Annotated in this window: 11 protein-coding genes; 7 read left to right on the top strand and 4 right to left on the bottom strand. The window is 56.8% G+C overall.

What is annotated here, in order from left to right:
• Positions 1–35: 35 nt before the first annotated feature.
• The 3 genes from LA756_RS16840 to LA756_RS16830 are packed head-to-tail and all read right to left on the bottom strand — an operon-like array spanning position 36 to position 3,598.
• Entirely contained in the window at positions 36–740 is a 705-nt protein-coding gene (locus LA756_RS16840; RefSeq protein ID WP_224435884.1) for a sulfite oxidase-like oxidoreductase, read from the bottom strand.
• Complete coding sequence (locus LA756_RS16835) at positions 737–1,906, bottom strand: GTPase (RefSeq protein WP_224435883.1); 1,170 nt, start codon at positions 1,904–1,906, stop codon at positions 737–739. Before LA756_RS16835 ends, LA756_RS16840 begins: the two co-directional genes overlap by 4 nt.
• A complete protein-coding gene (locus LA756_RS16830) occupies positions 1,907–3,598 on the bottom strand; it encodes a M3 family oligoendopeptidase (RefSeq protein WP_224435882.1) in 1,692 nt (563 codons plus the stop codon). It lies immediately after the preceding gene.
• Positions 3,599–3,749: 151 nt separating this feature from the next.
• On the opposite strand from LA756_RS16830, the gene LA756_RS16825 reads away from it, so the two are divergent.
• The 7 genes from LA756_RS16825 (at position 3,750) to LA756_RS16795 (ending at position 12,144) form a co-directional block, all read left to right on the top strand.
• On the top strand, positions 3,750–4,820 hold the full coding sequence (locus tag LA756_RS16825) for a DUF4282 domain-containing protein (protein ID WP_224435881.1): 1,071 nt from the start codon (positions 3,750–3,752) through the stop codon (positions 4,818–4,820).
• 499 nt (positions 4,821–5,319) lie between these two features.
• Positions 5,320–6,888 (top strand): bifunctional phosphoribosylaminoimidazolecarboxamide formyltransferase/IMP cyclohydrolase, encoded by a 1,569-nt coding sequence (gene purH / locus LA756_RS16820; RefSeq protein ID WP_224435880.1) that lies wholly within the window; start codon positions 5,320–5,322, stop codon positions 6,886–6,888.
• A gap of 19 nt (positions 6,889–6,907) precedes the next feature.
• Positions 6,908–7,699 (top strand): indole-3-glycerol phosphate synthase TrpC, encoded by a 792-nt coding sequence (gene trpC, locus LA756_RS16815; protein ID WP_224435879.1) that lies wholly within the window; start codon positions 6,908–6,910, stop codon positions 7,697–7,699.
• A 46-nt stretch (positions 7,700–7,745) separates the two neighbouring features.
• On the top strand, positions 7,746–8,339 hold the full coding sequence (locus tag LA756_RS16810; protein WP_224435878.1) for a HupE/UreJ family protein: 594 nt from the start codon (positions 7,746–7,748) through the stop codon (positions 8,337–8,339).
• Positions 8,340–8,553: 214 nt separating this feature from the next.
• Complete coding sequence (locus LA756_RS16805) at positions 8,554–9,366, top strand: phosphatase PAP2 family protein (RefSeq protein WP_224435877.1); 813 nt, start codon at positions 8,554–8,556, stop codon at positions 9,364–9,366.
• A gap of 17 nt (positions 9,367–9,383) precedes the next feature.
• The gene (locus LA756_RS16800; RefSeq protein WP_224435876.1) at positions 9,384–10,544 is read left to right on the top strand and encodes an LptF/LptG family permease; all 1,161 of its coding nucleotides are present in this window, start codon (positions 9,384–9,386) and stop codon (positions 10,542–10,544) included.
• Between the two features lie 10 nt (positions 10,545–10,554).
• The gene (locus LA756_RS16795; protein ID WP_224435875.1) at positions 10,555–12,144 is read left to right on the top strand and encodes a glycosyltransferase family 39 protein; all 1,590 of its coding nucleotides are present in this window, start codon (positions 10,555–10,557) and stop codon (positions 12,142–12,144) included.
• 5 nt (positions 12,145–12,149) lie between these two features.
• Here LA756_RS16795 and LA756_RS16790 read toward each other — a convergent pair whose 3' ends face one another.
• Positions 12,150–13,790: a DUF58 domain-containing protein gene (locus LA756_RS16790; RefSeq protein WP_224440400.1), complete on the bottom strand. Its 1,641-nt coding sequence runs from the start codon at positions 13,788–13,790 to the stop codon at positions 12,150–12,152.
• Positions 13,791–13,792 lie beyond the last annotated feature (2 nt).

Raw genomic sequence — 13,792 nt, 5'->3', positions numbered from 1 at the left:
CGGGGAGCCCAGGAAGCTTCTACGGAACCGTGCGATCAAATCCCGTCCGGTTCACCGGTCCAGCCGGAGGGCATCTGGTCGCTGCCGAAGCGTTGTTCCTGCCACGGATCGCCCACGTTGTGGTAGCCGCTTTGTTCCCAGAAGCCTGGCTTGTCGGTCGCGCTCAGTTCGATCGCGCGGATCCACTTGGCACTCTTCCAAGCGTACAGCTTCGGCACCATGCCGCGGACAGGGCCGCCATGCTCGGCGTTGATCTCCATGCCGTCGTGAGTGTCGGCCAGCAGCGAGTCTTCGTTTAAGAAAGCCTCCAGCGGCAAGTTCGTCGTCCAGCCGTTGTCGTACGCGTGGCAAATCACGTACTTCGCTTCCGGCTGAATGCCCGCTTGCTCCAGCAAGTAACGCGTCGAAACGCCTTCCCACAAGTTGCCCAGTCGCGACCACTGCGTCACGCAATGAAAATCGGCGAACACCTTCACGCGGGGCAGGGCCTGGAACTCGTTCCACGTGAACGTTAACTCCCGCTGGACCAAGCCGAAGATCTTGAGCGACCACTCCTCTTTGGCGACCTCGGGTACCGTCGATGCATGCAGCACCGGCCATTTCTTGGTCCGCGATTGTCCCGGCGGAATGCGATTCTCGCGCCGCGTATCGTCGCTGACAATCACGTCGTCGCTCGCTTCGTGCGGTTCCGGACTCGGCGGGGTGGCGTCTTGGTACTTCGCGCGGTCATGTTCGTTCATCGGTCGATTAACTTTCGAATCGTCGCTTCGGCGGCCGCTTGATCGGCTGCGGCTATCGCTTCCCGCAGTTGCTGCAGATGTTCGATCTGCCGGTCGGTAAACGGAATCGCCGCACCGTCGTGTGGGACGGTTGGAATCAAGTGTCGCACGATCGACGAGATTAACTCCGGAACGCCTTCTCCGGTGACGGCGCTGGTCGCCAGCATCTCTTCCGAATTCGGCAGCGTCACGTTTTCGGCCAAGTCGATCTTGTTCACCACATGCAGTGCCGAAGGCAATTCCTGGAGCGACTCGTCCAGTTCGTCAGGGCGAAGATCGGCCGCATCATGCAGCACGACCACCAAGTCGGCCAGCTTCAGCGCCGCTTTTGCTTTGGCAATGCCGGTTTGCTCCAAGGCATCGTCCGAAACACGAATCCCGGCCGTATCCGAAAACTGCACCGGCCAGCCATCCAGCGCAGTCGTCGCGTGCAGTACATCGCGCGTCGTCCCTGGCATGTCGAGCACGATGGCGCGATCGTAGCCGACTATCTTGTTCAACAAGCTGCTTTTGCCAACGTTGGGTGGCCCGGCCAAAACAATCGACCAAGGGGTCGTTAAATGCTTCCCAAAGCTTGCCAGCGATAAAAGCGATTCGACCAGCCCGGCGGCAACTTCGAAATTCGCTTCCTGCAACCGCGTATGAATTTCGCTCACCGTGCCGGACAACGCCCCTTGGGCCTGATCCAGCAGATGCAGGGCTGCCTGGGCCGTGGCCGCTTGGGGAAGCTCCTGCAGTGCTTCGGCCACCATCGCATCGGCGGCGTCTGCGGTGGTTCGCTCTTGCCAAGACTGAACAACGCAGCCGGCCGCTTCCAAGTGCTTCAAAATCCGAGCACTGGCCTGAATCCCGCCATGGCAGTGGATCTCGACTTCATCCGCCGCCACTTTGCCGACAACCAACTCTTCTCCCAGCTCTTCGCTCGCTTCCTGCCAATGCCCGACGAGGATCTTGCCGACGGGGGCATCTGCCAGGCGAAGCTTGCCGAGGCTTTGAAAGTAACGATCGGTGCACGCAACCGCTTGCGGTCCTTGCACGGAAACGGTCGCAATCGCACCTCGAGCCGGAGGCGTCAACACGGCCGCTTTGGTTGCGTCGCTTGGATGGGAAGAAGCAGTGGCGGTCATTTACAATCCCAGGAACTTGCTCGCTTCGGCGGCCACGTCGGTCAAACAACCCTTGGTGAAAGGGCTCTTCAAGTCGGCACTTCGGGCAAGCTCTTGGAACGGAAGCGTTCCGCCCCGAGCACACAGCGCCTGATAGTCTTCGACCGCTTGGTCGAAGTTCTGCTGCGAGCGAACCCAGAACTGCAGAGCACAGCACTGCGCCAACGTGTAGTCGATGTAATAGAACGGCGACATGTAAACGTGTCGCTGCTTCTGCCAGCGTCCCCCTTCGGGCAAGTGAGGCAAATCACCAAACTGCATGTGCGGAAGGTACAGTTCTTCCAACTCTCGCCACTTGGCGTTTCGTTCTTTCGGCGAAAGGCCTGGCTGGTTGTAGACTTCGTGCTGGTAATGATCGATCGCCACGCCATACGGCAGGAACAACAGCCGCGACGTCAAATGGATGCGGCGGAATCGATCGGCCGCGTCGCCGAAGAACTTCTCCATGTGCGGCCAGCAAAGATACTCGAGACTCATCGAGTGGATCTCGCACGATTCCATCGTCGGCCACACAATATCGGTCAGCGGCTGCGACATGCTCGAATAGCACTGATACGCATGGCCGATCTCGTGCGTGAAGACTTCCACGTCCCCCAGCGTGCCATTGAAATTGGCGAAGATGAACGGGACGCGCTGTTGCAGCAGGCTCGCACAGAAGCCGCCGCCTGCTTTGCCAGGCCGGTTCTTCAAGTCCATCAGGTTCTTGTCGCGCATCAGCTGGAAGAACTCGCCCAACTGCGGCGACATGCCGTCGAACATCGCTTGAGCTTGTTCAATTTGATGCTCGTACGATCCTTGCGGACGAGGATTGCCTGCGGCGTCGTGAACCGCTTCGTCCCAGTACATCAGCGGATCGAGTTGGAGCGTTTCGCCTTGCCGTTTGCGGATCTCAGTACACAGCGGGACAATCTTGTCGATCACTTCCTGACGATACTGCTGGACGTCTTGCTCGGTGTAATCGACGCGTGACATCCGCTGATAGGCAAGCTGTACGAAGTTGTCGTACTTCAGCTTCTTGGCGATCCGATCGCGGAGTTGGACCATCTTGTCGTAGATCTCGTCGAGCGCGTCGCTGTTCTCGGCGAACCAGCCCCACATGGTGGAAAGTGCGTCGTAGCGGACGGTCCGGTCGTTGTCCTCGGCATACTCGGTGATGCCGGATAGATTGGTCTCTTTGCCTTGGAAGGTGAACGTTGCGCTGGCCAACAGTTCGTTGTACTTCGAGACCAGTTTGGCTTCTTCGACTAAGTCTTGCTCGACGGCAGGATCGAAGGCGTTCACCTGGCATTGCCACAACTCGGTGGCTTGGGCTCCGTATCGCTCGACAATCTTCGCTTTACGATGATCGACCAGCAGCAGCTTTTTGATGGTGACGTCCAGATCGGTCAGCTTGGGATGGATCTCGTCGAGCCGATCCATGGCCGCTTTATAGGCGGGGTTCTTGGTGTCTTGATTGAAACGGATCTCCGTCAAGTTGCACCACGAATCGATCTCGCGACGGATCTCGTCCCACTGTTCGATCAAGTGAAACAGCGCTTCGCCGCGACCATCGTTGCCATTTAAATCGTCGATGCCCTCGGCAATCTCGGTGTAGCGCGTTTTGAGATCGGAAAGATCTGGTTCCGGCAGTTCGAGTTTACTGAAGTCGTCCATCAATGCTCTTCCATCCTACAGGGCAATATGTGGGAAAAACGAAGAATGCTTGCTGACGACAGGGCTGTTTGACTTTGCCGTCGCACTAAGACATTATGAAGCCTTGCACTCATCGCGCGCTTCTCTTCTGACAATTTAAAGATCATACCCGATGGCCGACGAATTCTTCTACAAGTTCAATCCCCATGCGCCGGAAGTCGGCCCGATTGATTCGAAAACGTTGAAACAACTTGCCGGAAGTGGGGCAATTCTGCCGGAAAGCTTGCTGCGTCGCGGCAGTGGAGATTGGGTAACGGCTTCGACCGTTAAGGGATTGTTTGGCGATTCCGCCGCGGCGAGTCCTCCGGAAGCAACGCCGGTCGCGCCGCCGACCGCTGAACCTGTTGCCCCTGCATCGGCAGGACCAGCCCCGATTGCTGCGCCTGTCGCGCCTGCGTCCGCTTCCCCACCGGAAGCGATTCCTGTGGCCCCTCCGGCCAACGACGGAGGGGGATTGAACTTACCGAACGTCGCCCCAACGAAAGCTTCGCCAGACGTTCCAGCCGGTCTCGATTCGTTGGTGGTCTCGCCCAAAAAAGGGGGCAGCAAGCCTGGCAAAAAAGGAGCTCCCGCTCCGAAAAAGGGCCCCGCTCCCGCAGCCGCGCCAGCGATCGAAGTGCCCAAAGCAGAACCTGTCGCCAAGGAAGCACCCAGCGTTGCCGCGCCCACGATCGCGACGCCCAGCGTGACCGCGCCGAAAGTGGCGCCGTCGAAAGGATCGGCTCCCAAATCAGAGCCAGCCAAAGCGGATGCGCCCGCGGCTGTCGCTGCGCCAAAAGGGAAAGCCAACAATGGCGATGCGAACCCTTTCGCCACCGATCCAAAAGCAGGCCGAGCACGACCGCGCCGCAAAGGAACCGGCGGAATCGGTTCGCTGTTCAACTTTGACGTGCTGATCGGACCGGCCGTAATCAAAGTTTTGTTCTTCCTGATGACAGGGCTCATTCTGTTGGGCTGGCTCGTAGGAACGGCGGTGACATTTGTGACTTCGATGCAAGCCGGAGGCGGAACCATGGCGTTGATCTTCGCCGGCTTCGTTTCGTTCGTCTCGTTGGCGATCTCGTTTATTTACATTGTCGTGCTGCGAGTGATGGCCGAAGTTGTCGTTGCGTTCTTCAGCATCGACGAGAACATGCGCAGCGTCCGCGACATGCTGGAGGAGAAGCAAGGGATCATCGATTAAAGCGGCGGTTTCTTCCCTTGCTTTCGTTGAGATCGTTTGCCTTTTCAAGCGTCGCGTTTTCTGCCCAAAGTCTGCGCGAAGTATTGATAAATTATGCGCAAGTGTGCGCGTGGTCTGGCTCAACCTTGCACGAAGTTTGACGACTTGGAGGAGCCTGGGCTGTCAAATGGCTAATGGCAACCGCCGTGAGTTGGCGATCAGGGGATGCTAACCCCAAGAGAAAGCTTAGCTTACCAGAAAGTTGTCCAAGACGCTTGGACAGCGTGGTATAATCCTTGATGAGTCTATCAAGAGTTATTCAAGAGACAAAAGGAACCGACCTGGGTACTGCGGGGCAGACGCCATTGAGAATGGTTTCCACCAGCCAAACGAATTGACTCGGAGTCCCGCCGAGGGGGTGTTCGGGTGGTTGACGATGATGCCAGAGCCAGCCTACAAAGGGAACTGATTCTCGCGCGTGTATTCCGTTCTCGATATACAGTTTTAGGTTGGTTCTGCGATGTCTCTCGACCCTGTCATTCAAAATGCCATTATCAGTGTCAGCAACAAGGAAGGCCTGACCGAGTTTGCCCAGGGGTTGGTGGAAACCGGGGTCACCATTTACAGCACCGGCGGAACGCGTCGCCACTTGGAAGAAGCGAGCATTCCGGTCAAGGATGTCACCGAGTACACGCAGTTTCCTGAGATGATGGATGGCCGATTGAAGACGCTTCATCCGAAGATCTTCGGCGGGATCTTGTGCCGACACGACCGCGACGACGACATGTCCGCGATCGGCGAGCATGGCATCTTTGCCATCCCACTGGTGGTGGTGAACTTGTATCCGTTCGAGGAAACGATCGCCAAAGAAGGGGTGACCGACGCCCAGGCGATCGAGCAAATCGACATCGGCGGACCTAGCCTTGTGCGAGCCGCCGCGAAGAACCACGCGTTCACGACGATCGCCTGCAAGCCGTGCCAATACCCGGAGATCCTCGCGGAACTGAAAAACGGCGGCAAGACCAGCCTCGGTCTGCGTCGCAAGCTGGCCGCCGCCGCGTTTGCCCACACGGCCGCCTACGACGCGGCGATTGCCAATTACTTCGAGAAAGACGAAGAGAACGCGTTCCCCGAAACGCTGCGACAAAGCTTCGAGCGGAAAGCGGTCCTGCGATACGGCGAGAACCCACATCAGCAAGGGGCGTTGTACGCCGTGCCGAAGTTCCAAGGTGCCTCGCTGGTCGACGCGAAGCAGCTCAACGGGAAAGAGCTTTCGTACAACAACTTGTTAGATCTCGACAGCGCGTTGGCCATCGCTCGCGGCTTGCCGGACGCGGCCGTTTCGGTGATCAAGCACAACAACCCTTGCGGTGCGGCCTCGGCAACGAGCCTGGCCGAGGCATGCGAGAAAGCGATGCTTGGCGATCCGCTTAGTGCGTTCGGCAGCGTGATCGGCATGAACCGTGAAGTCGATGCAGCAACGGCCGAATACCTTTCGACGCCAGGATTGTTCGTCGAAGCGATCGCCGCCCCAAGCTTCAGCAGCGAAGCGGTTGAGATCCTTACCACGAAGCCGAAGTGGAAGAGCAACGTTCGCTTGATGGCAGTCGGGGCCTTGGAAGGCAGTCGTCCTGAACTTCAGTCGCGTTGGATCGAAGGTGGCTTGCTCGTTCAAAACACTGACTTCACCCAAGACGACCCCAGCACCTGGCAGTTGGTTACCGAGACCGAAGTCGACGAAGCGACCAAGCAAGAGCTGCTGTTTGCCTGGGAGATTTGCCGCTTCGTGAAGTCGAACGCCATTGTGCTGTGCAAGGATCGGTCGTTGATCGGAGCCGGGGCAGGGCAGATGAGCCGCGTCGACTCGGTGCAGATTTCGATTGAGAAAGCAGGCGAGCGTGCTCCTGGGAGCGTGTTGGCCAGCGACGCGTTTTTCCCATTCCCCGATTCGATTCATTCGGCGGCCAAAGCAGGCGTGAAAGCGTTCATCCAGCCAGGCGGATCGAAGCGAGATCAGGAAGTAATCGACGCCTGCAACGAACATAAGTTGCCGATGCTGTTCACCGGTGTCCGTCATTTCCGACATTAATCCGCGGTAAGAAGTGTTCATGAGCGAGCCAACGGTTCTCGACAAGATTGTTGCCAAGAAGTGGGAAGAGATTGCCGCGGCGAAGTCGCTTCGTCCCCTGGCGGAAGTCGAAGCTCGCCTGGCCGATTCACCGGCCCCGCGTGATTTCTTCGGAGCTCTCGCGGCGGATGGTCCCATGAAGCTGATCGCCGAAGTGAAGAAAGCGAGTCCGTCCAAAGGGCTGATTCGCCCCGACTTTCATCCGGTACAGATCGCGAAAGATTACGAAGCGGCTGGAGCGACGTGCATTAGCTGCTTGACCGACGAGTCGTTCTTCCAAGGGCACTTAGACTTCTTGATCGCCATTCGCCAAGAGGTGGGACTGCCGGTGTTGCGGAAGGACTTCGTGCTCGATCCTTACCAGGTCGTCGAGGCTCGAGCCGCAGGGGCCGACGCGGTGTTGTTGATTGCGGAATGCCTCGACGACGATTCGCTGAAGTCGCTGCACGATCAGATCTGCGAACTCGGCATGACGCCGCTGGTCGAGCTTTACGAAGAGTCGAACGTACCGCGCGTGCTCGACATCGGTGCCAAGCTGGTCGGCGTCAACAATCGCGACCTTCGCACGTTTGAAGTCGACTTGCATCATACGATTCGCATCGGCCAGCAGATTCCGGATGACCGAGTCTTAGTCGGCGAAAGTGGAATTTTCACGCACGACGATATTCAGCTTCTGCAAAAGAACGACGTCGACGCGGTCCTCGTCGGCGAAAGCTTGATGCGGCAAGATGACGTGCAAGCAGCTGTCGGCAAACTTTTGGGTGGTAGGTAGCCGATACTATGGGTGGTCTTCGTTTTACTTCGGAAAAAGGCACCCCATGAAGCTTGCCCGAATCGTTTCCACCATCCTGATGATGGCGACCGGTGTTGCGGAAGCAATCGCAGGCCCCGCGGATGGTGTCGGAGCAGGCAGCAGTTTTTTAGATGGCGTGTTGCACCCATGGTTTGGGATCGATCACCTTCTCGCAACGCTAGCAATCGGACTGCTAGTCGTGCATGTCGAGAAAGGTTCCATCATCGCGGTGCCGCTTGTTTTCTTAAGCAGCATGATGGCAGGAGCGGGACTCAGCGGGAGCGGAATCTGGCTTCCATGGGTTGAACCCGTCGTGGCGATCTCGGTGGTTGTCGTCGGCACGGCGCTTGTCTCAGGCCGAAGATTTCCAGAGGTCCTGCTCGCCGTCGTCGCGGCAGTGATCGGCGTTTTTCATGGCTATGCCCATGGTACCGGGACACCACTGGGTTCATTGCCGCTGGCGTTTCTTACCGGGCTATTGCTCGGAGCGACGTTGCTATTGGCACTCGGAATTTGGATTGGTCATTGGATTGAACCAACCTCGAAGGTCTCGCGCGGAATCGGCGTGGTGATCTTGCTCGGCGGACTTGCGTTGGTCGTATCGCAGTTTTTCTCGTAAGCATGCTAGCAATGCACGATTGCAGATGTGTCTTGCATTGGCAGTCCAATCTAGGGTAGTACTAGCACGCGATCGCCTTTGAGTTTTCCGTTCGACATCGATTCGATTCGGATTTCCGCTCCGATTCGTTTCAATCCTTCAGGCTTCTTCGTCGATGCAGAAATTAGACACCAGAACGGTTCTGCCTTTTCCGCCAGCAGCGGACTCATCGACGATGCATCAATCCAGAGCAAACGTACCGACGCCAACCCAAGATTCGTTGGCGATCTTATTACTAGCCATGGTTTCCGTTCCGCTGGTCTGCTTGCTAGCGATCACGACGCTGTGTTACTTCACACCGCTCGATCAGATCACCACGCATCAGTTCTTTCGGCCGGAAGGGAACCCGTTTCCTTATCGCGAAACGATGCTGGCCAACATCATTTACGACTACGGTCCGATCCCGGCGATCCTATTCGGCGTGTCAAGCGTCGTGGCGTTTGTCGGTAGTTTCGTACTGAAACCCATAAGAAGCTGGCGAAAGGGAGCGTTGTTCTGCTCGCTAGCAATCATTATTGGACCTGGCATTCTGATTAATTCGGTACTGAAACCAAACTGGGGGCGACCACGCCCATGCGATACGGTCGCCTTCGGTGGCGCGCATCAATATGTTCCCCCCGCGTCGATTGGCCCCTACGAGATGGCGAAATCGTTTCCCAGTGGGCATGCCTCGATGGGATTCGTCTTTCTATTGCCGGCGTTTCTACTGCTACGAAAGAACCGCTCGGCAGCGCTGTGCGTACTAGCCGGTGGGCTGTTGTGCGGGGCAGGTGTCGGTTTGTCGCGCATCGCGGAGGGTGGCCATTACCTGAGTGATATTGCTTGGAGTGGGGCGATCGTCTACTTTACCGGCCTCGCTTTGTACGTGGGAATGTACGGCTGGAAGCAGTCGACTGCCCAGGCTTTCGAGACGGCCGATACGGTGCCGTTTTCGCACGAGAGCGGCGAAGTGATCCCTGACGAAAACCATAAGACTTCCGCCGCTTAAGTTAGCACAGAGTTCTCATGACAACGATTCAGAGGTATGTACTGTGGGAGATCACCAAGGTCTTCCTCCTCTGCCTCGGTATCACCGTGCTGCTGATGACTGTTGGTGGCGGCGTAAACGAAGGGCTCAAAAAGGGCCTGCCGCCGAATGTCATTCTGAATATGTTGCCGTACTTCGTCCCTGAGATGTTGCGGTATACGATTCCTGGCTGCATGCTGTTTGCCGTTTGTACCACCTTCGGACGAATGGCGGCTAGTAACGAGATTACCGCGATCAAATCGGCCGGCATCAATCCGATGGAACTGATGTGGCCGGTGCTGACGCTGGCCTACTTTCTAAGCTTTTTTACGTTCTGGATGTACGACGCTTGCGCTGCTTGGTCGCGACCGAACTTGCACCGCGTGGTGGCCGAATCGCTGGACGATACCGTCTATGGCGTACTCAGAACGCAGCGTAACTTTAAGATGTCAGGCTTCTCGGTTACCGTGAAAGCGGTCCGTGACCGGAAGCTGATCAGCCCGACGTTCCAAGTCGCCGCGACCGATTCGCAGCCTTCCATCTATTTGGAAGTCGAAGAGGCGGAACTGCAAACCGATCCAAAGTCAGGCATCTTGCAGCTGATTTGCCGTGACGGAACGGTCGAGTTTGGAGATGAAGGAAAGTTCGAGTTTCCGGACGAACGTGTGATTTACCTCGACCATCTGAACTCGGTCGAAATTAACGAGGACAGTGCTTCCCCCGCCAACTTGACGCTCAGGGCGATACCTCTGCAGATCGATCGCGAGAAGAAGATTATCGATGAAGCGAAGGCGAGCATCGAAAGTCTCGGCGAGAATCCTGACCCGGAACAACTCAAAAACGCCGAATACCATCACAACGAACATCAGAAACGACTTTACCGCCTGCAAGCGGAACGGCAACGCCGTCTGGCAAATGGGTTTGGTGTGTTCTGCTTTGTGTGTATGGGAATCCCTGTCGCCGTTTGGCGTAAGTCATCCGACAACGTCTCGACCTTCTTTACCTGCTTTCTTCCGATCTTGCTGCTGTATTATCCGCTGCTGGTGATTGGCGAACAAACGGCTCGTGACGGAACGTTTGGTGCCGTACCGGTTTGGATTGCGAACGTGGTGCTTTTCGCCATCGGTGCGACGTTAGTCTGGCGCGTGAATCGAAATTAGTAAGCGATCTATGAACGACCAAACCGAGGCCCTGTCGGCCGATCCGATTGATGCTTCCCTGTGGACGCGCCGCACTATGTGGCTTGTACTGGGGCTGGGGTTGTTCCGGTTGGTCTATCTTGCATTTGATCCTTTCGATCTTGTGCATGACGAAGCCTACTATTGGGATTGGTCGCGGCAGCTCGATTACGGCTACTTCAGCAAGCCGCCGATGATTGCCTGGTTGATCGGCCTTTCAACGCGTCTGCTGGGCGATCACGAATTCGCGGTTCGATTGCCGGCCGTGCTGCTGGGCACCGGTAGTCTAGCGTTTGTATTTCTGCTCGCTCGTCGAATGTACGATGCCAAAGTCGGCTTCTGGGCAACGATGCTGGTGGCGATGACCCCAGGCAACGTGGCGATGAGCTTGTTGATGACAATCGACGCTCCGTTCCTCTTCTTTTGGAGCGCCGCAATGTATTGCTTCTGGCGTCTGCTCGAAAAAGGGGAAGATCGCTGGAAGTGGCTTGTCGCAACGACCGTCGTCATTGGGCTGGGTCTGCTGACGAAACAAACGATGGCTGGCATGCTCGTCTTCGGTGGGCTGTTCGTCTTGCTTTCCCGGGAAGATCGACAAGAAGCGATTCGTCCGACGTTGTACGTTTGTGCGTTGGGGGCTTTGTTGTTTCTGACGCCAGTACTGTATTGGAACTATCAGCACGACTGGGTCACGCTTCATCACACCAGTGAACATTTCCAAGGCGAGCCGGTTTCGGTTTTTCGGCGTGTCCTGATTTCGCTCGAGTTCGTGGCTGGATTGTTCGGAGTGATCTCGCCGGTAACGTTCTTTTTGTACGGAGCCGTTTCGATCTTCGGGCTGCTTGCGTTCCGGCAGATGGGACGCCGCGAGCGATACTTGCTCTGCTTGAGCGCACTACCGATGCTTTTCGTTTTAGGCTTGAGTCTGAAACAGCGGTTGGAACTCAATTGGCCGGCACCCTTTTTTGGGGCTGGCATTATTCTGGTCGCCGCTTGGGCGCTGGGACATGTGAAGTTGCCGCGGCTGATGCTTTCGGCCGGCGAGTGGCGACTTCGCTACGCGGCGACATTCGGAGCGATCTTCCTGGTCGGGACTTACTCGATGCCAGTCGTTCTGTCAGCATTGAGCCTCAACGGCAGCAAAGTCGATGTTTTGGTGCGTCTGCGAGGCTGGGAAGAACTCGGTACTGAAGTCGGACAGCGGCTGAAATCACGAGACGCTGAAACGCCAGAGATGATTGTTGCCGCCGGTCGCGCGGTGGCTTCGGAACTGGCATTCTACATGCCGCAGCATCCGAAGGTTTACTTGTGGGGCGAGAACACGTTCCCGCTTTCGCAGTACGATGTCTGGGGCGGACCGCCATACACTGATGGCCGCGACATGCTGCTAGTGACTCATCAAGGGCATGAAGTGCCGATGCCACTACGCTTGGCGTTTGATTCCATTGAGCCGATCGAAGAAGTGGAAGTCGAAGTCGGACCGAATCGAAAGCATGCCGTCACTATCTATCAAGGCAAAGGCTTCCGGGGCTGGTCGGTCGCCAAAGGCATTCAAGCCGACCAGCAAACGATGCATCGCTAAGCAGCTTACAGCAAGTGGCGAGCTTTGATCTCGAGGTATTGATTCACGAGGTTCGCCGTCAGGTCTTCCGGAAAGACATCCATCGCCAGGACGCCTTTGTGGCTTAAATCGGTAAGCACATGGTGCCGCCACGTAAGGATTTCCGCCGCGGCTGCCGCCCTAAAGAGCTCTGGTCCATACGGCTTCTCGTTGTCGGCCGCGTCGAACAAACGGTGGTCACGCAGTAGCACGCCCAGCGGCAGATGTCGCCCCACGAGCGTTGTCAGGTACTGCTCGACTTGATGCGAATTCACTTCGTCGATCACGTTGGTGATCAGCACTACCAACGAGCGTTTGCGACAATTGGTCCGCAAATGCATGAACGCTTCGTCGTACCGCGACTCGACCAAGTTCGGAAACTGATCGTAGCTGGCGTGCAGCAAATGATTCATCTGGTTCGCACCCGACTTCGGCGGAACGTACTTGTGAACGCGGTCGGAAAACGCAATCGCTCCGACAGAGTCGCCTTGCCGCAGCGCCACGAAGCTGAGCATCAGCATCGCGTTGAAGGCGTGATCAAGCAGGCTGATTCCGTCCGCCTCGTTGGTCATCATTCGCCCGCAGTCGATCATGAACATGATCCGCTGACTTTGGCTCGTTTGGAATTCGCGAACCGTCAGGCGACGTCGTCTGGCCGTACTACGCCAATCGATGTGTTTGTAGTTGTCGTCCCGGGTGTAATCGCGAAGTCGTTCAAAGTCGTGGTCTTGGCCCACTTTTCGTGTGCGACGAACACCGACAAGGCTAAGGCGATTGGTGCGAGCAAGCAGAGCATACTCCGCCAACTGCTTCATGTCGGGATACACACTGATCGCAATATGAGCAGGAACTTTGACAATCTTCTTCCAGAATCGCAACTTGCTGTCGACTTGAATATAGACAGTATCCATGGCAAACGAGCCACGCTGCGTCGGTTCCATTTCGTAATGAACGGTCGTGCGGCTGCGAGGTTCGACATCCAGATTGAACTCTTCCGGCACCGCTTGGAACTGCTGCGGAACGTCATCTCGGACGGAAAGGTGTAGCGAACGCGGGCCTTTGTACGTGACCGTCAGTACCACCTTTTGCTTCTTCAAAAGCGAAGCAATGCGCGTCGTTTCTCGCTCGACGCTAAAGTCTTTCGCGCGAGGCAAACTGGCCAGGTCGATCGCGGCGATTAGCACAATCAAAAGGTTCAAGCCGACTAAAGTCCACGCGACCCAAACCAGTGAGTGGCCAACGGTGGCGAACGCGAACAGCACGCAGATCGCCAGCAGAGACATGAAAGTCATGCCGAGCCATACCCGGGAAGAAATCGGCGGGAACGAAAGCTGGAAGCGTTCCCACTTCAGGGTATGGGCCAAGAACTGGACAAGCGAGAAGATGCCGACAATCAGGGCGAGCATCATCAATGCGATGATTGGTCCCATCATGCTTCCGGCGTCGGCAAGCAGGATGCCAATCACCGGAACCGGCATCAGCGCTGCAAACGACAGCGCCAGCCAGATGGTGGGTGTCGTGCGCATCCATCGCGCGAGGATCGCCAACGGCACGACCATCGCGACGAGCTGAAGCATGGGCTGCGATAGAACGTTGTTCCATAGCCCGACGAAAAAGTCTTGCACCATCG

It is taken from the genome of Bremerella sp. TYQ1, assembly GCF_020150455.1.
Taxonomy (GTDB): domain Bacteria; phylum Planctomycetota; class Planctomycetia; order Pirellulales; family Pirellulaceae; genus Bremerella; species Bremerella volcania_A.
The sequence above is the reverse complement of the archived record's forward strand: the minus strand, read 5'-3'. Positions and strand labels throughout refer to the sequence as shown.